Source organism: Dysgonomonas mossii DSM 22836, from assembly GCF_000213575.1.
In the GTDB taxonomy this organism is placed as follows: Bacteria; Bacteroidota; Bacteroidia; order Bacteroidales; family Dysgonomonadaceae; genus Dysgonomonas; species Dysgonomonas mossii.
In genome coordinates, this window is record NZ_GL892005.1 from 436,472 (window position 1) to 461,674 (window position 25,203).

The 25,203-nt window shown below is 38.8% G+C and carries 10 protein-coding genes; 5 read left to right on the forward strand and 5 right to left on the reverse strand.

Going from position 1 to position 25,203, the window contains the following annotated elements; translation table 11 throughout:
• Positions 1-117 precede the first annotated feature (117 nt).
• The 5 genes from HMPREF9456_RS05460 to HMPREF9456_RS05480 all read right to left on the reverse strand — a co-directional run bounded on the left by HMPREF9456_RS05460 (position 118) and on the right by HMPREF9456_RS05480 (position 13,481).
• Positions 118-2,319: a beta-glucosidase gene (locus HMPREF9456_RS05460; protein WP_006842478.1), complete on the reverse strand. Its 2,202-nt coding sequence runs from the start codon at positions 2,317-2,319 to the stop codon at positions 118-120.
• A 22-nt stretch (positions 2,320-2,341) separates the two neighbouring features.
• The gene (locus HMPREF9456_RS05465; RefSeq protein WP_006842479.1) at positions 2,342-4,708 is read right to left on the reverse strand and encodes a glycoside hydrolase family 95 protein; all 2,367 of its coding nucleotides are present in this window, start codon (positions 4,706-4,708) and stop codon (positions 2,342-2,344) included.
• 3 nt (positions 4,709-4,711) lie between these two features.
• Positions 4,712-7,066, reverse strand: coding sequence for a glycoside hydrolase family 31 protein (locus HMPREF9456_RS05470; protein ID WP_006842480.1), 2,355 nt, complete (start codon positions 7,064-7,066; stop codon positions 4,712-4,714).
• A 14-nt stretch (positions 7,067-7,080) separates the two neighbouring features.
• A complete protein-coding gene (locus HMPREF9456_RS05475; RefSeq protein ID WP_006842481.1) occupies positions 7,081-9,264 on the reverse strand; it encodes a glycoside hydrolase family 3 C-terminal domain-containing protein in 2,184 nt (727 codons plus the stop codon).
• A 95-nt stretch (positions 9,265-9,359) separates the two neighbouring features.
• Complete coding sequence (locus tag HMPREF9456_RS05480; protein ID WP_245530992.1) at positions 9,360-13,481, reverse strand: hybrid sensor histidine kinase/response regulator transcription factor; 4,122 nt, start codon at positions 13,479-13,481, stop codon at positions 9,360-9,362.
• Between the two features lie 199 nt (positions 13,482-13,680).
• Here HMPREF9456_RS05480 and HMPREF9456_RS05485 point away from each other — a divergent pair, with 199 nt between their 5' ends.
• The 5 genes from HMPREF9456_RS05485 to HMPREF9456_RS05505 all read left to right on the forward strand — a co-directional run bounded on the left by HMPREF9456_RS05485 (position 13,681) and on the right by HMPREF9456_RS05505 (position 25,116).
• A complete protein-coding gene (locus tag HMPREF9456_RS05485) occupies positions 13,681-16,515 on the forward strand; it encodes a TIM-barrel domain-containing protein (RefSeq protein ID WP_006842483.1) in 2,835 nt (944 codons plus the stop codon).
• 76 nt (positions 16,516-16,591) lie between these two features.
• The gene (locus HMPREF9456_RS05490; RefSeq protein WP_006842484.1) at positions 16,592-19,759 is read left to right on the forward strand and encodes a SusC/RagA family TonB-linked outer membrane protein; all 3,168 of its coding nucleotides are present in this window, start codon (positions 16,592-16,594) and stop codon (positions 19,757-19,759) included.
• A gap of 21 nt (positions 19,760-19,780) precedes the next feature.
• Positions 19,781-21,397, forward strand: a complete 1,617-nt coding sequence (locus HMPREF9456_RS05495) for a RagB/SusD family nutrient uptake outer membrane protein (protein WP_006842485.1) — start codon at positions 19,781-19,783, stop codon at positions 21,395-21,397.
• 19 nt (positions 21,398-21,416) lie between these two features.
• Entirely contained in the window at positions 21,417-23,333 is a 1,917-nt protein-coding gene (locus HMPREF9456_RS05500) for a hypothetical protein (RefSeq protein ID WP_245530993.1), read from the forward strand.
• A gap of 76 nt (positions 23,334-23,409) precedes the next feature.
• Positions 23,410-25,116, forward strand: a complete 1,707-nt coding sequence (locus HMPREF9456_RS05505) for a cellulase family glycosylhydrolase (protein ID WP_006842487.1) — start codon at positions 23,410-23,412, stop codon at positions 25,114-25,116.
• Positions 25,117-25,203 lie beyond the last annotated feature (87 nt).

Below are 25,203 nucleotides of genomic sequence, written 5' to 3' on the forward strand. Positions count from 1 at the left end.
CTGTTATGTGGTTGTTTTTCAATTTAATATAATGAAAAGGTGACAAAAGTGACACTTTTTTTAAAGATTCTGTTTGTCACCTTTCCATTTCTGTCAGATTCCTATGTAAAGATAATTTTACTTCACATTTATTGTTACAGAGCTTTTTACATCGGCAGATGATGCAGCACAATGCAATGTGAACTTATCCGATTCTACTACCCATTCGTGTGCTTTGTCATTGAAGAAAGCAAGGTCTTTGACTGGTATTGACAATTCTACATTTTTAGTCTCTCCGGCTTTTAAGAAAACCTTTTTGAAAGCTTTCAATTCTTTAGCAGGGCGTTCCATCGAAGGTTTTTGCTGTGATGCATATATCTGTACCGATTCTGCACCGTCAACGTTTCCTTTGTTAGTAAGAGTTAGGCTTATTTTAATTTCGTCATTTTTACTGTATTCTTTCTTATCTGTAGAAGCTTTACCATACTCGAATGTGGTATAAGACAATCCATAGCCGAAAGGAAATAAAGCCGGAATTTTCTTTGTATCGTGCCAACGATAACCAACCAAGATATCTTCTTTGTATATCTGTTTGATGCTATCTCCCGGATAGGAAATTGTACCGAAAGATATAGCACCGTTATCTTCTAGCTTCTTCGGAATACTGAATGGTAACTTTCCGGAAGGATTGATGTCACCTGCAATTACATTCGCTGTAGCATTTCCTGCTTCCGAACCAAGATACCATGATTGCATCAAGGCAGGTACTTTATCCAGCCACGGCATAGCCACGGCATTTCCACTGACGATAACGATTCCCATGTTTTTATTTACCTTCAACAAGTCTTCGATCAGTTCGTTCTGACCAAATGGCAGGTCGTAAGAAGTACGGTCTCCGCCTTCGCAGTCTTGTTGATAGTTTTTGTTTAACCCTCCGAAGAATAAAACAACGTCTGCATCTTTAATCAAAGCCAAAGCTTCTCGCTTCAATGAATCTGCATTGTACGGAGATGGAATGAAATGATCGTATACGCTAGGTCCTGAACCGTACCCCATTGTGTAGAATACCTTATCAGCACCATATTTTATTTTCAATCCTTCGAGAGGAGAAACTTCTTTCTTTACTTTCAGTTCAGACGATCCTCCGCCTACTGTTAGTGAGCGGGTTGCATTTTCGCCGATTACAACAATTTTTTTGTAACGGTCTTTAGCTATCGGGAAAAAGTTATTTGTATTTTTCATCAATACAATACCTTGTTCTGCCACTTCACGGCTTACAGCTGCATGTTCGGGTGTAGTAAAACTACCGTATGGACGGTTTCTGTCCATATTGGTTCTCAAATTTAGACGTAATACTCTACGAACTTTATCATCGAGGGTAGACATCGGTAATTCGCCCTTTTCCAACATCTTCAGATATGGTTTTGCCAGATAGTAATTGTCGTAAGCAAAACTTTGACCCCATGTGAGCCCGTTAGTCCAAGTTCCCATTTCTATATCAAGACCGTACAATGCTGCTTCACGTGTGTCGTGAGCACTTCCCCAGTCTGTAACTACCACACCGTCATATTTCCATTCTCCTTTTAGTATCTGATTGATAAGTCTTTCGTGATGGCTGCAATATTGACCTCTGTATTTGTTATAAGAACCCATTATTGCCCATACCTTACCTTCTTCTACTCCTGCTTTGAATGCAGGTAGGTATATTTCATACAACGCTCTGTCGCTCACTTCCACGTCGATATGCCCGCGCCATAGTTCTTGGTTATTTAGGGCAAAGTGTTTCATAGTGGCAGCCACTCCGTTTTGTTGTACTCCTTTGACAAAAGGAACGACCATCTTTGAAGCTAGGTAAGGATCTTCTCCCATATATTCAAAGTTACGACCATTCATTGGCGTGCGATAAATATTTACACCCGGTCCAAGAATCATTTCTTTTTTTCTGAAACGAGCTTCTTCTCCCAATGCATTTCCGTATTTCAGAGAAAGCTCGGGGTTGAATGTCGCAGCCAAACATGTTAATGCAGGGAAAGCTGTACATGAGTCGTTTGTCCATCCTGCATGGTTCCATGTGTCCCAGTCTATTTCCATACGCACTCCATGAGGGCCGTCGCTCATCCATATTTCAGGAATACCAAGACGAGGAACTCCGGGTGTACTAAATTTAGATTGAGCATGTATCATCGCAATCTTTTCTTCTAGAGTCATTCTTGATAGAGCATCTTCTATTCTGAGCTCCATAGGTTTACTATCGTCAAGGTAGACCGGAATCTGTTTTGTTTGTCCGTTGGCTTGCAATAAGAGTAAGCTGAATAATACATAAAAAAATAATTTCTTCATGTTTTCTGTAATTGTTTAATATTTATTTGTTTAACGTAATTTCAATTTTATTTCCCTTATTCAAGGTCAGATATAATTTATCACCTTCTACTTTGTATTTGCTTGTTCCCGCTATCAAAGGCTTTCCGCTAGGTAGTTTTATTACAAACTGATTGTTTGTAGTTGCCGTGATATGTATATTTTGGATCTTGTTATCTTTCCATTTAAAGGAGATTTCTGCACCCCCTCTTACTTTCATGCCTCTTACTTCTCCGTCTTTCCACCCGTCGGGTATAGCCGGCAGTAGTTCTATAAAACCTTCGTGGCTTTGTAGAAGCATTTCCCCTATTCCGGCTGATCCGCCAAAGTTGCCATCTATTTGCATCGGAGGGTGTGCACTGAACAGATTTGGATACGTACCCCAGTTATTTTCAGCGGGTTTCAACAGGTCGCCAATCAGTTTGTAAGCTTTATTTCCGTCTTTGAGCCGTGCCCAGAAATTAATTTTCCATGCCATAGACCATCCTGTAGACTGATCACCTCGTCTTGTCAAGGTGACTTTAGCAGCTTCCATCAGTTCGGGAGTCTTTTCATACGTAAGCTCATTTCCCGGATGAAGTCCATACAGTTGCGATACATGGCGATGGTGGATTTCACTCTCTTCATAATCTTCGAGCCATTCCATTACCTGTCCGTATTTCCCGATTGAAGTAGGTGCTAGTCGTTCTTTCTTCGCTGAAATATCTTTGATCCATTCATTATCTACTTCTAATATTTTTGCGGCATTCTCCACGTTTGTAAATAATTCGCGAATAATCTGATTGTCCATCGCTGAGCCCGCACAGATACTTACCACGTCTCCCGATGGTGTTATGTAAGCGTTCTCAGGAGAAGTAGTCGGGGCAGTAACCAAATAGCCGTTGTTAGGGTCTTCGATCAGCATATCTTCAAAGAATAAAGCAGCACTTTTCATTGTAGGATATACCGATTTTAGATATTCTTTGTCCTGAGTATAAAGGTAGTGTTCCCAGAGATGCTGGCACATCCATGCGCCGGCCGTGTTGGTTGCTCCCCATGAAGGATGTTCTCCGGGAGACGTGAAGCCCCATACATTACTCAAAATATGAACTACCCATCCACGGCTGTTATAATATATTTTTGCTGTTTTTTCTCCCGGCTCTACCAGTGATTTCACAAACTCGATAGTCGGTTTGTGGAGCTCAGAAAGATTAAACATTTCAGCTCCCCAAAGATTCATCTGTAGATTGATATTCAAATGATAATCAGCATTCCAAGGAGTGTTTATTTGTGGAGCCCACAACCCTTGCAGGTTAGGAGGGAGGCCTCCCTCTCGGGTAGACGATATCAATAGATAACGACCATACTGCATATATAAGGCAGCCAGATTATAATCCGTTTTGTCTGTTGCAAATGCTTCCAGTCGCTTATCTATTGCTAGTGAGGAATTCTTATTTTTTTCTAAAGTCAGGTCTACACGATTAAATAGAGCCTGATATTTTGCAATATGTTTCTTTTTTAGTTTCTCATAATTTACTCCGGCATTGTTCAATAGGTCAGAAGCTACTTTTTCATGATTCGTACCGTTGTAGTTGGTCGCTAATGAAACATATAGGGTGACTTCATTTGCATTCTTTATGTCAATTACTTTGTCTGTCGCAGATAATTTCCCTCCTTTGTTTATCACCTTCACCATTCCCAAATATTTCATTCCCGAATGGTTTTCTCCTGCTTCCAATTGTCCGAAGATATAAAGTGTATTGCCGCTGGCATAAGTTTTAAAATTCTCATCACGTTGCAATGATATTTTTAGGCTTAATGCTTCCGACTTACTTGCCGTATATTTTACCAATCCGATGTCGTTCGAGAAAGACGTAAAGTATTCTCGTTTGTATTCTACATCATTTTTTGAGAAAGAAACAGTAGATAGTGCATTATTCATGTCCAGCACTCTTTTATACTGTGTCGCTTCAGATTTGTCAGGGTATAGAAAGTCTACATACAGATTCGCAAAAATCTGAAATTTACCGTATTCCAAACCTGCACTTCCTTTGCCTTTGCAGGTGAAAGTTTTGTACATTAACTCCTGAGCCTCTTTATTCTTTTTCTCAAACAGAAGTCTTCTTATTTCACCCAGATATTTATAAGCTTCCGGATTATCAGCATCCTGTTTGTTGCCCGACCATAGAGAAATTTCATTTAGTACGACTCGTTCCCTTTCTACTCCACCCCAAGGCATCATCCCTATTCTGCCATTTCCCAGTGGGATCGATTCTTCCCAAATAGATGACGGCTTATCGAAATAGTATTGCCATTCGTTCTGTTTATCTTGAGCAGAAAGTTCACTCCATGAAAAAATAAATAATAATAAAAATAGTTTGTAGAACTTCATTTTTTACTTGTTTATCCTATAATGTACACCTTGTATTTGTCCTTTTTCCAACTGATAATTATTACCCGATTTTGTAAGAATAATATCTGTTAGTTTATTGTCTGACGGAAGACAAACGAATCCTGTCGCTTTTTCTTTTTCTCCATAAACTTTGAGTTCTATATCAGACCAATTGATTTTATCTGTAGATTGAGCAAGTTGGGCGTGCGGGATAACAGCACCCTCGCGCACCAGAATGATAGCAGGGATTTTGCCGGCTTCTATCACATTCCATCCTTGTTGATATGTTTTTCCACTTTGATAATCGATCCAGTTGCCTTTGGGTAGATATACATTTCGCTCCGTTCCGGCTTCCATCATCGGAGCTACTAATATGTCAGCCCCGAAGAGATACTCATCTTCTACAAACCATGCTCCGGCATCGTCAGGATATTCCACAAACAAAGCCCGAACCATAGGCAACCCTTTTTCGGTACATAATTTAGCCTGTGCATAAATATACGGCATTAATTTGTATTTCATTTCGGCTGATTCACGAAAAGCTTTTACAAAGTTATCGTTATATAGCCACGGCTCTTTTGGTGGTGCTCCATGTGCACGACTATGCGATGTCAAAAATCCGAAAGGTAACCAACGGCGGTACAGATTTTCGGGAGCAGCAACCACAAATCCTCCTATGTCGTGACTCCAGAAAGAGAAGCCGCTTAGCCCGAATGAGAGGCCTCCACGTAATGTGGCATCCATACCGATGTCTGTATTGGCAGCATCGCCACCCCAATGGAGAGGATAGCGTTGGCTTCCTGCCCAAGCACTGCGGGCCCATATAATATTTTCATTGTTGACTTCTTTGGTGATGTCCGCAACAGCTTTGTTGTAACGCAGCGGATACAGATTGTGCTCGTACCATCCACCATGCCCTGACGCATAAAACCCTTCCATTGGTGCGGCTTCTCCGAAGTCTACTTTTATTGCACCAACTCCCATTTTTAGTAACCCTGCAAGTTTGTCCTGATACCATTTTACAGTCTCAAGGTTGGAAAAGTCTAAAACTGCATCTTCATAAGGCATTTCTCCTTTTGAGTTTTTTACATGCAGGTTTTTCTCTATTATTTCATTGAAAAATTTATTTTTAGGTGTAAAATAAGTCAGCTGCCACAGCGAGATGTGGAATCCATCTTTCTTCAGATCATCAATCATTTTCTGAGGATTGGAAAATCTCGATGGTGCAAATTTATAGTCGCATTGCCAGTCTGTTTCGAACCATCCTGTATCGAAATGAATAACATCTGACGGTATCTTGTAAGAACGTAGCTTGGCTGCTACATCATAACCCTCGCTTTGCTCAAAGTAAGTGATGCGGCTCATCCATGTGCCAAACGACCAAAGTGGAGGCATAGATGGCTTCCCTACTATTTCGGTATATTCATTCAGTATGTCTTTGGGTTCGCCGATAAATATGAATAGGTCGAGTGCTTCGTCTCCCATGAACAGCTTGTTTGCACCTACATAGGTATTTCCAAAATCGCAAGTGATAGGGGCTGATGTGTGCATGAACATCCCGTAGCCACGATTACTCATAAAGAAAGGAACAGGCTTGTACATCTGATCTGTTTCGGGGCCTTGCGGGTCGGTAACAAATAGATTCACTTTTTGTCCTCTTTTGTCTAATTTGGTTACAGATTCGCCACAACCAAATATTTTTTCACCCGGAGATAATGAAAATACTGGGTTTACTGCCCGGCTATTATCCACTCCCCGTTTGATGAAGTTGAAAGGGATAACCTTTACTTGCGAAGAATCATTGTCGCACCAACGCCATGTATCGGTCAAACGTTTTCCTTTTTCGTCTCTCAATGTGATACGGAATGGATTTTCTTCAATTTCTATACTTCCGTAATTGCTTTTATAGGTATGGGTATTTCCTGTTTTAGAATATTTCCATGAACTGTCTTTCCCCGGTTCTTTGACTAACATAGGAGAGTCGAAGGGTTTAGGCTGAACGGGTGTTGTCAACATTCTTATTCGCAAAGTGCGTGGTGTAACAAAATCTACCGAGAAGTCTAATTCAGGGTTTTGTTCATAGGCTTCACCCGGAAAATCTAACATCTTTAAATCTTGTGGCAAGATTGTATTAACATTAAAAGCCTGACGAGTGTACAATGATGTGCGTTTCCACGAGATTTTCCCTTTGCCGTCTGCTCCGTTAAATGAAGCCACCTTGTCGGCAAAGAAAAAGGTATTGTGAAAATCTTTAAAGTCGACACTCATGTCAATTGGTTCGCCTAATATGCGTTTTTGTTGAGCCGCAAGCTGCGTGCTGAGGCAAATGCTGAGGCAAAGAATAATTCGTATTTTCATAGGTCTTAGATTGGTTATTTTAGTTGTATTTCTTTTGTCAGCCTGATATCTTCCGAAGATGATCCTATCAAGATATTCACTGTTTCGGGTTCTATTACAAACGAGTCTTTATCGTTGTCCCAATAAGCAAGATCATCGGCACTTAAGGTGAATTCAAAAGTCTTACTTTCTCCTTTTTTGATACTAATACGATCGAAGCCTTTTAGTTGCTTGATTGGTCGTACTACTTTTGACTGAGGAAACGATACATATAGCTGAGCTACTTCTTCTCCATCCATATCTCCTGTGTTTTTTACATTAACAGATACTTTCAGATTTTTTCCTTTAGAAAGAGCAGAAGAAGATAAGGCCATATCGGAATAGGTGAAATTTGTGTAGCTAAGACCATATCCGAAAGGGTATAGCGGCTTTTCTTTTGCATACATGTATGTGCGACCATTTCGTATATCATAATCCATCATCGGAGGCAGGTCGGCAATGGATTTTACCCAAGTCTGATTTGTTCTGCCTGCCGGATTATAGTTACCGAAGATTACGTCAGCCAGACCATTTCCGAGCTCTTGACTGTTGTTTGTAATATGTAGTATTGCCGGTATATTCTCTTGCGACCAGTTTATAGCAAAAGGGAAACTGCTGACCAGTACCATTACGGTATTAGGATTTGCTTTGTGTACAATCTTTACTAAGTCTTCTTGTTCGAGAGATAAAGCTTTGCGATCTACAGCCTCACGTCCGTCGCTCGGTACGGGTGAGTATTTCCATTTAGGGTCGGTGCCATATACATGATTTCCGACGCATACAATAGCTATATCTGCTTTCTGTGCGGCAAGATAGGCTTTGTCGATTTCATTCGAAGACTCGTATATAACTTCTACATTGTTACCGACTGCATTTTTTATACCTTGTAGTATGGAAACTGTATAAGGCGGAGTACCGCTATACCAGTCGAGTAATACTTCGTTGGCTCGTGGTCCAATAACTGCAATCCTCTTGATGTTTCCCTTATTTAAAGGTAATAGTTTTTTCTCATTTTTTAGTAGCACAACAGATTTTGCAGTAACCAGACGTACAAAATCTTGTATCTCTTTATTTCTCCATACCGAAACTGTATCGGTAACTCCTATATGAGCATAAGGTAGTTTTGTCTGATCTCCATCTAGTAGGCCTAGCTTTAATGCGATATAGAAATTTCCCCGTATGGCTTTGTCTATCTCTGCTTCTGTCAGCATCCCTTTCTCTAAAGCTTGGTATATATATGGGCGAAAATTATCGAGGAATTGTCCTACACCGGCTTTTACGATGGCAGCACTACCTTCTGTGTGGGTTGGGAATGTCTTATGTGCTTTTATCAACAGATCGAGAGCTCCTCCATCGGTACAGATTATTCCTTTAAAGTTCCAGTCTTTACGGATCTTTTTCAAAATAGGATGGATTGTCATCGGTATTTCATTCCAGCTATTGTAAGCTGCCATGAAGGCTTGAGAGCCACCTTTTTCTATACCCTTGCGAAAGGGGTATGAGTAATACTCGTGAAACAGTCGATTGTCAAAATTAGAGGATGTAGAATCTCTCCCGTCTTCATTACTGTTGGCTAGGAAATGTTTCATTAAGGATGCCGATTTCCAGTATCGGGGATTTTCTCCTTGTAGTCCTTTTATAAAGGCTACGGCCATCTCCGATACTAGAAAAGGGTCTTCTCCAAAACTCTCCTCGGTGCGTCCCCAACGTGGGTCCCGGGCTAAGTCAGCATTGGGGGCACGCATTACCAAACCTCCTTTTGTATATCTTTCGTTTTGTGTGTAATATCTTATTTCTGTGGCTTCTATGTCAGCTACTTTTTTTATCAGTTCTGTATCCCATGTCTCACCTAGCCCGTAGGCCTGAGGGAACGTAGTTGTAGGATATACATCGGGTACGCGCTGATAATTTACCATTTTGAAACCGCCCCAGTTACCCGGGCCTCCCAGAGCCATCCCGTGCAATCCTTCAGAATGTCCTGTGTTTCGAATTCCTAAGCGAGGAACGCCTAAGTTTGTGGATAGTGCATTTATTTTCTCGTCAATTGTCATTATAGACAGTAGATTGTCGAGGCGTTTTTCGTCGCTTAAACTTGTGTTTTGGAACGGATAGACATATTGTGCAAATACCCCGGTATTCGCAAACAAAATAGATAGCAGAATAAATAATAATTTTTTCATGGAATAGATTTTAACCGTGCAATACAAAAATATTACATCTTTAGCTTTTAATCTATTCTGTATGTTTCATAAAGGGGGGTAATATGTTTACTAGATCATTTCGATACGTTTTTTTTATACTCATTGGGGGTTACACCGAATTCCTCTTTAAAATACTTGCGGAAATATTTGGGGTCATTAAATCCTACCTGAAAGGCGATTTCATTGACAAACATCTGGCTTTTTTCCAATAAATCAGCTGCTCGTTTCAAACGAATAAAGCGGATAAACTCAGAAGGGGTCTTGTCTGTCAGGGCCAATATTTTTTTGTAAAAATAGACTCGACTCATGCCCATCTCTTTGCAAAGGTCTTCTACAAGAAATTCAGGATTTCCAATATTTTCTTCCACAATAGAGATTGTTTTTTGCACAAACTTTTCGTCCATAGATGTTATCTCTATTTCACTCAGGGAGATATCTATTTTCTTCTTGAAGTTGCTATGTACCTTTTTCTGCCTCTCGATGATCTTCGCTATTTTTAGTTTCAGCATGTCAATGTTGAAAGGCTTGGAGATATAATCGTCTGCTCCTGCCTCAATACCCGAATATTTGCTCTCTTCCGACGATTTGGCCGTAAGTAATATGATCGGAATATGCGAAGTCCGTATATCTCCTTTTACATGCCTGCAAAACTCATATCCATCCATCTTTGGCATCATAACATCGCATAGTATAATATCCGGTAGTTGATCGAGCACAATGCTGTATCCTTCTTCTCCATCGTTTGCTATGACAGTGCGATAATCGTCTATAAACAAGCTGGTGATAAATTCACAAAAGTCTTCATTGTCGTCCACTATTAGTAGAAGCGGAAGATGTGCGCGTTGTGCCGACTTTAAATCGAGCTCGGCTCCCTCTTTTATTTCGCTAATAGAAATATCTCCCGAATGTATAATGTCTTGGTTGCTTAGTTCCTTATATGTCGAATTTTGTATAGGTAGTAATATTGTAAAGGTAGAACCCTTTCCTTCTGTACTTTCTACTTGTATTTCGCCTCCATGTAATTTTACATATTCACTGGCCAGATGGAGTCCTACTCCGGTTCCAGATTGATTGTTTTTTTCTACTTTTTCTATTCTGAAGAAGCGTTCAAATATTTTCTCGAGATATTCTTTCTCTATGCCAACGCCTGTATCAGAAACTTTCAGGCATAACTGTTTGGTTGGTGTATCTGTTTGCAGCAGTTCGGAAATGCCAATGCTGACATCTATCTGCCCGTCTTCTGTATATTTGAATGCATTGGAAATGAGATTGGATATGATTTTATGCATCTTTTCTTTATCAAACTCCATTTGCAGTTCTTGCAGATATGTTGTGAATGTGAGTTTTATTGATTTTTCTCCTGCCAATGCCGAGAATGACTGACAGATTTCTTTTGTAAACTCTATAATATTCCCTCGTGAAATGTTCAGAGTCATCTTATTTTGGTCAAACTTCCTGAAATCAAGTATTTCGTTCACCATGTTCAACAAGTTTTTTGCATTCTTGTGCATGATGCTCATCGTAGCTTTTTGCTCTTCCGATACAGATGATTTCATAAGTTTCTCCAGCGGTGTAAGAATAAGCGTGAGCGGAGTCTTGAATTCATGGCTTATATTGGTAAAGAACTTGAATTTCAATTCGTCTACTTCATGTATTTTCTGAGCTTCCAGTATTTTTTGAGCCTGTTCGTATTCTTCTTTTTGTTTATTCAACTTATATTTTATGAAAAACCTTAAAACCGTGATGATGATGAGTATGTATATAATAGTTGCCCACCATGATAGCCAAAATGGTGGTTTTACTACGATTGTCAAAACAATAGGTTCACTGCTCCATACATTATCGTCATTGCTGGCATAGACAATAAGTTTGTATGTGCCGGCATTAAGGTTGGAGTATGATGCCGAGCCGATTCCGGTGCTTGTTTCAGTCCATTTGTTATCGAGCCCTTCCAACATGTATTTATACCGATTCTTCTCGGAATGGATGTAATTTAGGGATGAAAATTGTATTGTAAAATTAGTTTCGCCGTAATGTAAAATAATCTCATCAAGGTCTGTTATTGATTTTTCGAGAATAACACGTCCATTGTATTTTGTATTCGGTTTAATCACCTGATTGGTAATCAGAAGATCAGTGAAATGCGGTTTAGGTACATTTTTATTAAATACTATTTTTCTTGGATCGAAAGATGTGTATCCTTTAGTACTGCCTATGTAAATAATTCCGTCTTTATCTTTAAATATAGCATTCGTATTAAATACCGAACCCGGCAGTCCGTCGTTAACATCGAATGATGCGATTGTATACGTCAGTTGCTGATTGTCATACTTACAGTAAAAGCATACCAATCCGTTTCGGGTTCCTGCCCATATATTACCATCATTATCTTCTATAAGCGATACAACTTCATCACTCGGAAGTCCTTCAGTATTTGTTATATATTCAAATCGTTGTTTCGCAGGATAATATACATTGATACCTTTGTCTGTAGCAATCCATAAAAGACCTCTTGAATCTACAATCTGATTGTTTATAACAATGCTGGTGAGGGAATCGAGGAATGTATTGTTGGGGAAATATCTTCTTACCTCTTTTTTACTTTCGTCTAATACGCATATTCCTCTGTCGGTACTTAGAAATATATTATTTTGAGTATCTACAAACATAGATACAATATAATTGGATAGAAGATCTTTACTGTTGCTCATATTGTGATGAGTAAAGGTATCCCTTGCAGAATTTAACTGATCTATACCTCCCCCAAGAGTTGCGATCCATAGATTCTGGTCGTTGTCTTCGGTAAGACTATATACACTTTTACTCGAAAGAGAGTTTGAGTTTGTCTCATTCAATTGAAATTTCTTGAAACTTTTACCATCAAAGGCGTTCAGCCCTCCCATGAAAGTTCCAATCCAAAGTGTTTGTCTGTGATCTTCGTATATTGATGTGATAATATCAGACGAGATACTTCCCGCATCGTTAGGATTGTTTCTAAAACGTTCTACTTTCTCCGTGCTTTGATGGTATTTGATAAGGCCGGTTCCATTTGTCCCTATCCACAGATTATCGCTCTTGTCTTTGTATAAACTATTGCAGTCGAATATCTCTGCATTTTTGTTAAACATATAAAAGAGGGGTGATTTCCTGAATTTGAAAAGGTTTGGATGATAATAAGATACACCACTTTTGTATGTGCCTACCCATACTGTTCCGTTTGGCTCACCATAGAAACTGATAATAGAATTCTGACTGATAGAGTTGTGATTGTATATATCATTTTTAAGAACCGTTATCTTTTGATTTTTTTTATCCAGAATACTTATACCACCATGATCTGTTCCTATCCATATCAGGCCGTTAATATCCTGTCCTACACATCTGACAAAGCTACTCGATAATGCAACCTTACTGTTGGTGTCCAGTAAAGTCCATTGTCCTTTTTTTGTATTTAGATATACCACGCCTTTATCCGCTATACTCGGATAAACCCAAATATCGTTATCAGAATCTATAAATAAGGATTTCTGTATTGTAGAATTCTGGTTGTTGTCTTTAAAGAACGTATTTCGCATATCCACTTTGTTTGTCTGCATGTTTACACGTTCCAAAAGTCCGTCGTTGTGAAGAACCCAAATGTAGTTATCCTTTATTTTTATATCGGAGATATCAGACAGAGCCAGATCATTTGTATTCTTCGATTGCTTGTAGATTGTTATTTTGTTACTAGTTGCATCGTATTTGTGAATACCCTTTCCCGGATATGAAATGTATAAATCTTTCTTCTTGTCTATTTCTATAATAGCTGGTGCGGGTGGTAACCCTATATCGCTTAGCAGTGAATCTATATTGTTTATAAAAGATTCCGATTTCCAGTCATATAGCATATAAATACCTGCACTCGACTGCAACCATAGGTTACCGTTTATATCTTCTTGTATTCCTGTAAAACGATCGTAAGATGGACTTTTGCTGTCATTCTTTATGTTCTTGTATGTTTTAAAGTTTATCCCGTCGTACCTGTTGAGCCCCATATTTGTTCCAAACCACATAAAACCACGGCTGTCTTTTAAGATTGCTTCCACCTGATTGTTTGATAAGCCGTTTGTATTATTCAAATGAGAGAATTCAAATTGCTGGGCTTTTATGATAAAAGATAATAAGAGGAATAGAAGGGTGTATAATGGCTTTTTCATTGCTAGGTATTCAGGTTCGATGGATACAAATTTATATAAATAAAGCGATTTCTGATGTTTTGTTAGCATTTTAATCCCTAAATGGAAACATTTAAACCCCTGCAGAGAATCTTTAACGGTTGCATTAAAAACATTTAAGAATGCCTCTCTGCATATTCAGGGATATTTTTGTATCAATGAAACTTAAACCATAATAACCATGAAAAAAAATCAACTGCTTTTGGTCAGTTTGTTGTCGATGGCTCTATTCATCGGCTGTAAAAGCGGACCATATCAGAGAACGAGTGACGGAATAATTGTAAACCTGAAAACGGATAATGCTTTAGCTACAAAAAACATCAGATTGCAAGTTGTCAATGATGATGTAATCCATGTTTCGGCTACTCCCGGCTATAAGTTTTCTGACAAAAAAAGTCTTATCACCATATATGATAAAACACAAACAACAGGATGGGATGCTAAAGAGGAAAACGGAAATGTTGTTCTCAAAACAGCTTCTACCATTGCTACAGTATCTCTGACTACAGGAGAGGTTACCTTCTCGGATATAAATGGTAATGTACTTCTCGCTGAGAATAAAGGAGGAGGTAAATCGTTTTCTGATATCGAAGTTGAAGGGACAAAAGCATATACTATGCAGCAAGTGTTCGAATCTCCGGCCGATGAGGCTTTCTATGGACTTGGACAACATCAGGCTGATGAGTTTAACTACAAGGGAAAGAATGAGGTTCTTTTCCAATATAATACAAAAGTGTCTGTTCCGTTTGTTTTATCCAGCAAAAACTATGGAATACTTTGGGATAACTACTCACTGACTAAGTTCGGTGATTCTCGCGATTATCTCGACTTAGATCAATTTAAGCTATATGACAAAACAGGAAAAGAAGGCGGGCTGACCGCTACTTATATGGTAAATGCCGATCCAAATAAAGTTTTTGTAGAAAGAGCAGAATCACAGATTGATTACGAAAACCTGGAAACAGTAAAAAAGTTTCCTCAAGACTTTCCGTTCTTTAATTCTCGCATCACATGGGAAGGAGATATAGAAGCAAAGGAAACAGGCAAATATCATTTTATACTTTATTATGCAGGTTATACAACCATATCATTGGATAATGAGGTAATAGTGCCTGAAAGATGGCGTACAGCATGGAATCCGAATAGCTATAAGTTCACGGTGGATATGAAAGCCGGAGAAAAACGTAAAATCAAACTCGATTGGAAACCTGATGGTGGTATTTCATATATAGGACTTAAAGCTTTGAGCCCGAAATCTCAGGAAGAACAAAATAAGTTGGCTCTTTGGTCAGAGATGGGCGACCAGATCGACTATTATTTTATTCGTGGAAACAATGCAGATGATGTAATTAAAGGGTATAGGGCTGTTACAGGAAAGTCGCAAATTATGCCTAAATGGGCAATGGGATTCTGGCAAAGCCGTGAAAGATATAAAACTCAGGAAGAGTTGCTTGGCGTTGTAGATGAATATCGCAAGAGAAATATACCATTAGATAACATCATATTAGATTGGTCGTATTGGCCGAAGGATGCATGGGGAAGCCATGATTTTGATACCGAGCGTTTCCCTGATGCAAAAGGGATGATGGATAGCGTACATGCAAAAGATGCGCATATTATGATTTCTGTATGGCCTAAGTTTTATTATACAACAGATAATTACAAGGCTTTTGACGAAAAAGGATGGATGTTTAACCGTGCTGTGAAAGATAGTATCCGCGATTGGATCAGCCCGGGTTATATTGGAGGATTTTATGATGCTTACAGCGAAGGTGCTCGCAAACTATTTTGGGATCAGTTGAACGAAAAGCTATATTCTAAAGGTATTGATGCTTGGTGGATGGATGCTTCCGAGCCGGATATTTTGTCAAATGCAAGTATGCAGTACCGTAAAGAGCTAATGACTCCTACAGCTCTAGGCCCATCAGTTGAGTACTTTAACGCTTACGCCCTTGTTAATGCACAGGGTATTTATGAAGGTCAGCGTTCTACTAACCCTAACAACCGTGTCTTTTTGCTTACCCGTTCTGGTTTTGCCGGATTGCAACGTTATTCTACAGCTACATGGAGTGGCGATATCGGTACTCGTTGGGAAGATATGAAAGCTCAGATTTCAGCCGGACTTAATTTTGCTATGTCGGGTATTCCTTATTGGACAATGGATATCGGTGGTTTCTGTGTCGAAAAACGTTATGAAAATGCGAAAGAAGGTTCAGAAGATATGAAAGAATGGAGAGAGCTCAATGCTCGTTGGTTCCAGTTTGGTGCATTCTGTCCGCTATTCCGTAGTCATGGACAATATCCTTATCGTGAGATCTACAATATTGCTCCTGAAGGTCATCCTGCATATAATAGCATGGTTCATTATACCAAGCTTCGTTACCAGATGATGCCATACATCTATTCATTGGCGGGAATGACATATTTCAATGATTATACTATTATGCGTGCTTTGGTAATGGATTTCGGAAAAGATGCTGCTACCCATAATATAAGCGATCAATATATGTTTGGACCGAACCTGATGGTTTGTCCGGTATACCAATACAAAGCAACATCCCGTGATGTATATTTCCCTGCCGGTACAAATTGGTACAACTATGATACAGGAGAATATGTTACCGGAGGAAAAAGCATAAAAGTATCTGCACCCTACGAACGTATGCCTCTCTTTGTACAAGAAGGTTCTATTTTGCCTATGGGAAATGATATTCAGACTACCAAAGAAGCTCAAACAGATCTCACCATAAAAGTATATACAGGTAAAAACGGAGAGTTTACTTTATACGAAGACGAAGGGGTAAACTACAACTATGAAAATGGGGCATATTCGACTATTAAGTTTAGTTATGATGAAGCCTCTCTGCAGCTTACTGTCGACGATGTTAAAGGTGAATATACAGGTATGGCTAAAGATAGAATATTTAAAGTAGAATGGATTACCAAAGGAAAGAAAAACACAATATCTGAAGTAAAATACTCAGGAAAGAAGCTCTCTGTAAAAAGGGCAGAATAAAGCAGAATTATTGTTATTACATAAATCACTTTTAGTTCAGATTCACTAATACTATTAAAAAACCATGAATGAGAAAATGACTAGATTTTTTCGGCAAACAAGTTGCATTTGTTTGCGGAGGGTATATCTGATGCTTATTATCAGCTTACTCTCAGTTGCTGGGCTTTATGCACAGTCAGTACGTGGAATATCGGGAACCGTAACCTCAGAAGGTGAACCTCTTATTGGAGCCTCTGTTGTAGAAAAAGGTACAACAAATGGTACCTTGACTGATGTTGACGGAAAGTTTACCTTAAGTGTGAAAGAAAATGCAACGATCGAAGTATCCTATATTGGATTCACTTCTAAAACGTTTGCAGTTGGGCAACAAACAGTATTCAACGTAGAGTTGAAAGAAGAAGCCAATGTGTTGAATGAAGTTGTAGCCATAGGTTATGGTGTTCAGAAGAAAAAACTGAATACAGGCGCTACGTTGCAAGTAAAAGGCGATGAGGTAGCTAAATTAAACACTACCAATCCTCTTCAGGCTCTTCAGGGGCAAGCTCCGGGAGTACAGATTTCTTCTACGTCCGGACAACCGGGTGCAGATATGAAAGTTACTATACGTGGACTTGGTACAGTAGGAAATTCAGGGCCGCTTTATATTATCGATGGAATTGAAGGAGATATCAGTGTGTTGAATGCCGCAGATATTCAATCTATCGATGTTTTGAAAGATGCTGCATCTGCTGCCATATATGGTGCTCAGGCTGCAAATGGTGTTATTTTAGTAACTACAAAACAAGGATCGAAAGGAAAAGGACAAGTATCTTTTGATGCATATTATGGGGTGCAGAATGTTGCACGTAAAGCCAAAATGCTCAACGCAAATGAGTATATGGCAATAATGAATGAGCAAGCATTAAATTCGGGATCGGCTTTATTTGACTTTGATTCGATGGGTACTCTTGCCAATACAAACTGGATTAACCAAATGTTTAAAGATGATGCTAAAACTGAAAACTATTCGTTGAATGTGAATGGTGGTTCAGAGGCTTCTGTTTATGCACTCTCATTGAACTATACATCTCAGGAAGGTATCGTTGGAGGTAAGGATGTCTCTAATTATGAGCGTTATGGTTTCCGTATCAATACAGAGCACAAGTTGTATAAGGAGGTGTTGAAGGTAGGACAACATTTAAACTTTAACTATATCAAGAATAGAGGTATAAGTGTTGGAAACCAATATAATAATACTTTACGTGGAGCATTTACTACATCTCCTTTGTCGCCTGTATATAGCGATAATAATATCTATGACAGTCCGTATAATGATACGAGCAACTCGCCATGGTATAATGGTGATGGTAATCCATACGGTTTAATGATGACTAACTCCAACAATAAGAATGATTCTCAAAGATTGATGGCTGATATATATGCAGAATTAGAGCCAATAAAAAACCTTAAGCTAAAATCAGTATTCGGTATTAATTATTATGCATCCGAATATCGTAGCTTCGAGCCATTCTATCAGTTTTCTGTATATACTTATAATAAAAATAATACAACTACATTACAGAATATGAGTAAAGGTCATACCCTGACTTGGACTAATACCGCAGGTTATGATTTTACTTTGGCCGATGATCATGCCATCAATGCTTTAGTCGGTATGGAGGCAACACGTTATCAGGGAACATTCCTTTCCGGATCTAACTGGAATCTATTATCTCAGTTCAATGATTTCTCACATGCATACTTAGATAATACAACAGGACAGGCCCATTTGGATAGTGATGGCAATATTGTAGAAACAAGAAGTGTAGGTGGTAGACCTGAACACGATTATCGTCGAGTGTCTTATTTTGGACGTGTTGGCTACAACTATAAAGAGAAGTACATGTTCAATGCAACTTTGCGAGCTGATGGTTCATCCAAGTTTGCAAAAGGTAACAGATGGGGATACTTCCCTTCGTTCTCTGCGGGATGGGTGATTACAAATGAAGACTTTATGCAAAGTATTGTAGAGAGCAGAACTCTCGATTTTCTGAAACTTCGTTTAAGTTGGGGACAAGTTGGTAACCAAAATATAGATGATGATCAATATCTTGCACCAATAAATACTTCCACTGGTTATACAAGTAGCGATCCCGCTGCATATTATAACTTCGGAACAAACAAAACAAACACTGCGGGAGCTTATCCAAGCCGTTTGTCTAACGAAAGTGTTAAGTGGGAGACTTCAGAACAGCTCAATATTGGGTTTGATGCCTATATGCTAAGAAATAGATTAGGAATCAATGTTGATTTTTACACAAAGAAAACAAAAGATTGGCTGGTTGTAGCTCCTATATTAGCTACTGCGGGAGCCGGAGCTCCATATATAAATGGTGGTGATGTGAAAAATACAGGTATTGAACTAGGTTTAACATGGAGAGACAATATTGGCCAAGTAAACTATAATATAGGCGTAAACGGATCTTACAACAAGAATAAAGTGGGTAATATCCCAACAGATGATGGTATAATTCATGGTCTGACAGGAATGCTTTATGATAACTCAGAGGAGTTTTACAGAGCTCAAAATGGTTATGCAATTGGTTATTTTTGGGGTTATAAAACTGCCGGGTTATTCCAAAGTGAGGAAGATATCGAGGCTTGGAAAGCTGCAGGTAATGGTATTCTACAGGCTGACGTAAAACCGGGAGATGTTAAGTACGTTGATCTCGATAAAAATGGAAAAATAGACGCTACAGACAAAACCGATCTAGGAAATGGTATGCCTGATTTCTCTTTTGGATTTAATATCGGTTTCGAATATAAAGGATTTGATTTTAACCTGAATGCAAATGGTGTAATGGGCAATAAGATTGTTCAATCGTACCGTAATCATACCAATAAACAGGCCAACTATACAACTGCAATCCTTAATCGTTGGACAGGTGAAGGCACATCAAACAAAATACCCCGTGTAACAGAGACAAATATAAACTGGCAATTCTCTGATTTATATCTGCAAGATGGTGATTTCTTACGTATAAGCAATATAAGTATTGGTTATGATTTTGCGAAACTAATCAACCTGAAATGTATCAGCCAGTGTCGTCTGTATGCATCAGTGCAAAATGCATTCACATTTACTAAATATGATGGAATGGATCCGGAGATCGGTTATGGTACATCAGGCTGGGTGTCAGGAATAGACTTAGGTTATTATCCTCGCCCGAGGACTTATTTATTCGGTGTGAACCTTAAATTTTAACCATTAAACGAGATATAAACTATGAATAAGTTTAAACATATATTAGTAGCAGTAGCTGTAAGTATGGGACTATTCTCCTGTTCTGATAGTTATCTTGATACAGAATCTAAAACAAATCTGACCGATGGTAGTTTTTATAAGACTGTCGCAGATATGGAAATGGCCTTGATCGGTTGCTATGACGGATACCAGCGTACTACTTCTGATGGAGGGGTTGCGCATTATGTCACCTCAGAACTTCTATCTGATAATTGTTTTGGCGGAACCGGTAATACTGACGGACGTGGTTATCAGGCTTTAGACCGCTTCGATATTACACAATCGCCTTCTGATAATAATATATTTAACCAGACTTGGATAAGTTATTACGCAGGCATCTTTCGTTGCAATACGTTATTGACTAAGATGGAGGCCTCAGACTGGAGCGATCAGGCTGCAACCGTAAACCGTATAGCAGGCGAAGCTCGCTTTATTAGAGCCCTTTTGTATTTCGATCTTGTTCGTTTGTTTGAGCGTGTTCCTCTTCTGACTGCACCAACAACCGATAATGTACCTCAGGCTGATCCTACCGATACATACAAGCTGATCGTTGAGGATTTGAAATTTGCTGCAGCTAATATTCCTGCTGATGCTTATCCTAAAGCTAAAGCTAGTGAGAATGATGGTCGTGTAACCTGTTTTGCTGCAAAAGCTTTATTGGCTCGTGTATATTTATTTTATACAGGTTATTATGCTAAAGATGATTTGGGGGTAACCAAGGCTGAGGTATTAGCCGGGTTAGAAGATATCGTGGATAGTGGTGAGTTTGATCTATTGCCTACATATAAAGAAATGTGGCCTGCAGCAAGTTATATACCGAATGCAGACGATAATAAATTAGATAAGTCGGGGTATGCAGGAGCAGGAAATGTAGAGGTGATTTTTGCGGAAAAATTCAATAATACATCCGACTATAACGGAATGGTAGATGGAAACCGTTGGTTGGTTATGTTGGGAATGCGTAATACAAACTGGTCGCCTTATGGTAAAGGCTGGGGAGCGTGTACTGTAAATCCTAAATTAGTGAATGCTTTTGCTGCTAACGACCAAAGAAAGACAGCATCAATAATTGACATAGCTAAAGAAGGAATTGAAGCTAAGTATGATAAGAAAGACCAACGCGAGTATACCGGATATTCAAATAAGAAATATACACCAACAGCTTTGCCTGATGGTACTTCTGATACCGGAGGTGACAATGACTTTCAGATTTCTCAAGATCAGGATTATATTATTATACGCTATGCGGATGTACTGTTAATGGCTGCCGAATTGGGATCAAACAATGCACAGAATTATTATGATCAAGTGCGTAAGCGTGCAGGACTTGCAACTAAGACAGTCTCTCAAGCTAATATTATGGAAGAGCGTCGTTTCGAATTTGCATTCGAAGGTCTTCGCTATTGGGACTTACTTCGTCAGGGGCTTGATGTTGCTGCTTCTACTATTGCTCAGTCACAAAAAGTATTGAGTGGCAATGCAGAAGATGAAGTTGTAATCACTGCTGAGAATATTAAGAAAACAAGAGGTTTCATGCAGATACCGAATACTCAGATTACATTATCTAAAAATGTTCTTACTCAAAATGCAGGTTGGTAACAAACAAAAACTAATAATTATGAAGAAACTGATTAATATATTTACATTATTCGCTCTTTTTGCGATGATGTTTGTTTCTTGCTCTCCTGATGATTATAGTTTAGGAAGTAAGAATGTAAAAGCAGAAGATTTGGTTGAAGGTATAGCCTTCAAGATTGAACACGATGCTTCAAACCCCAATATTATTTATCTGACAAGTTTGATGGGAAATGGTTATACTCCACTATGGAATCATCCTCAGGGACGTAGCCAGAAACAAAAAGTGACGTTGAAAATGCCTTTTCCAGGTACTTACAATGTAACATTCGGGGTAGAAACACCCGGAGGAATTGTATATGGAGAACCTGTTACTTTTACGGTTGATGATTTTTATGCAGACTTTGTAAATGACGATGTGTGGACTATGATCTCGGGAGGGGTAGGTAAATCCAAAACATGGTACCTTGATCTTGATGCCGAAGGTGTTAGTCGTCATTTCTTAGCTCCAATGTATTTTTTCACAGGTACATATAACTGGGATGCCCTTCACACAGCTTCAGGAGATAATTATCTTGATGCAGATGCATGGGATTGGAAAAAAGCTATCACACCTCTTGCCGGAGACGATGGTAATGCTTTATGGTATTGGCTTGCAGACTGGCCGGGTAATAAATGGATGTGTGATGCTGCTGACTTTGGAACAATGACATTCGACCTGATTGGCGGTGCAAATATCAAGGTAGATCAACAGGCTTATGGCTTAGGATCTTACAATGGTTCGTATATGGTTAATGTAGATGAACATACTATTGCCTTTACCGATGCTTATCCTGTAAATGTAACAAGCAGAAATGGAGAAGTATTGGCAGCTACCGAATTCAGGATATTATATTTGTCGGAAGACTTTATGCAGATCATGCTTGTTCCGTCGGGTACATGTTTCAACTATATTTCTCAGGAATATAAAGATAATTGGGTCGCAGGAGATCCGGAACCTCCATACAACGGAAATGCAAATGATGATTTAACATCAACATTTACAAAAAAATGGAAGCTCTCGGTCAATACACCATATAATTGGACTGGTCTGGATGGGACTTTCTTGAACAATTGGAGTTCGCCGGCTGACTATTCTGTTGCAGGTTATCCATACAATAAGAGTATGATTGATAATATTTCTTTGTCGATGACAAAAACAGGAGAGAAAACCGGAAGCTATATACTTACGGATGGTGCTGCTAAAGAACAGAAAGGTACATATAAGACTGATGCTAACAATAATATCATCTTCGATAAGGACATTAGCTTTGCTATATCGGGTTCACAGATGTTATCTACAACAGGGGATAAAGCTTTAAGAATTATCAGAACAGAAATCAATACATTTGGAGATTTGTCTGGTATATGGTTGGGTAAACGCGATGCTTCCAAGAGTGAATATATGGTTTATCATTTTGAGCTGTCTGCGTCAGGTGACGATGAAAGTGTAGCTGTTAAGAAAATGCTTTGTGCACATACATGGAAAATAGATGTGAAAGGTACTAAATTTGGAGGTCCTCTCACATATGCCGACCCAATTACATTTCCTGCATTGACAGGGGCATGGACACCAGGTCTTTCAGATAATTCATGGGTAATGATAGATGGCGATCATGGTTCTATGAAGTTTAATATGGATGGTACAGTGAATATCATACAGAAAACAGTTAAAGATGGTGCTTTTGATCAGACAAATAATCTTTCGGGAACCTGGGTCTATAATCATGATAATTATAGTCTGAAATTGAATATCCCAATGTTGCATGCAGATAATTTTACATTTGCTGTTGCTGATTGGAGTGATAGTCGTATTCAGTCTGTTGGGGCAGATTACTTACGTTTAAGTGTGATAAGAGATCCCGCTTTATCAGGCGAGAGTCGATGGCTATTTGTGTATAATTATATACCAGCTGATTAACTAGTCTCTTTTGTTTAAGGATAGTAACCAATGAAAGGGTTTTATTAAAAACCCTTTCATATTATATCAACATAGAATGAAAAAATATAAGTTTTTGCTTTATACACTTATCTGCGTTTGCTTGACCTTTTTCTCCATTTCTTGTTCCGGCGACGAAGATAAAAACGATCCGGAGTTAATTGTTTCAACAGATAATCTGACTTTCACAAAAGATGGAGGAGATAATACCATACATATAAAGACAAACCAAAGATGGACTGTAGCTAGTTCTGAGTCTTGGTGTACTGTTTCGCCTGCATCCGGAGAAGAAATAGGGACCATAAAACTCATAGTATCAGCTCAGGCTAATACCACAACAGATATTCGTAATGCGACCTTGACAATAACTGCCGGGAATATAAAAAAGGAAGTAGCCGTTACACAGGCTCTGACAAATCTACTTGTTGTAAAGAAGAATATATACGATGTAAAATCAGAAGGAGAAAATATAACTGTCGAATTACAAACATCAGGCTCTCACGAAATAGTAATAAATGGAGATTGGATTACGAAATCCTCAACGAAATCCGTTTCGGATGTTTCCGAAGTTTTTGTTATTGCTCCTAACAAGAATATTTTTGAAAGAGAAGGTACTATTGTATTTAAAGTAGGTAATTTGTCAGAAACAGTTACAATTGTTCAAGCAGCGACAAGTCTGAATATTGCGGCCGATAAGACAGGTATGAATAACGACGCTCCGGCTCTTGCTGCAAAAATGGGACTTGGGTGGAATTTAGGCAATACGCTCGAAGCTACAGATGGAACAACTGCCGGAGAAACAACATGGGGCAACCCAAAGGCGTCTAAAGCTTTGATAGATGGAGTAAAAGCAGCCGGATTTAATACCGTGCGTATACCATGCGCATGGAATGCATATATCGAGGATCAGACTACATATAAAATATCGGATGCAAGACTTGCCCGTGTGAAAGAAGTTGTTGACTATTGTATTGATAACAATATGTATGCAATAATTAATATCCATTGGGATGGAGGCTGGCTTGAAGAAAATCCAACCTACGATAAACAGGTCGAAGTAAATAAAAAACAAAAAGCATTGTGGGAACAAATTGCCGTATATTTCCGTGACTATGACGAACACCTCCTTTTTGCAGGAACAAACGAAGTTCATGCCAACTATAATACCCCATCGGCAGAAAATATAGAAGTACAGCAGTCATACAACCAGACATTTATTAATGCAGTGCGTTCTACCGGAGGAAAAAATACTTGGCGTAACCTTATCGTTCAGTCATACAATACGAATATAGACTATGCCGTAAATTATATGAAAATGCCTACAGATCCTACAGCCAATCGTATCATGGCGGAAGTTCATTACTACGACCCTTATGATTTTACACTAGCTGAAGAAAATACAATTTTCCTTTGGGGTAAAGATTTTTCAGGAGCCGGAGTTTCCACATGGGGGCAAGAAGATTGGGCTGATACACAATTTGGAAAAATTAAAACAAATTTTGTAGATATGGGGATTCCTGTAATCCTAGGTGAATATGCTGCAACATTGAGGGCATCGTTGAGTACTGCCGATTATGCAAATCATGTAAAGGCTCGTAATTATTATCTGAATTATATAACTAAAGTGGCAGTTCAGGATGGACTGATTCCTGTTTATTGGGATAATGGCCCTACGGGTGATAAAGCTTCAGGTCTGTTCAATAGAACTACCGGAGAGCAAGTACATACAGATGCTATTAATGCTATTATTAGCGCAGGGAAATAAAGTGTAGAAAAAGATTGTGAAATCTTTATTGGTTTTTATGGGTTTTTTAAGGTTGAAATTGATAGAGGTCGGAAGATACATATCCGA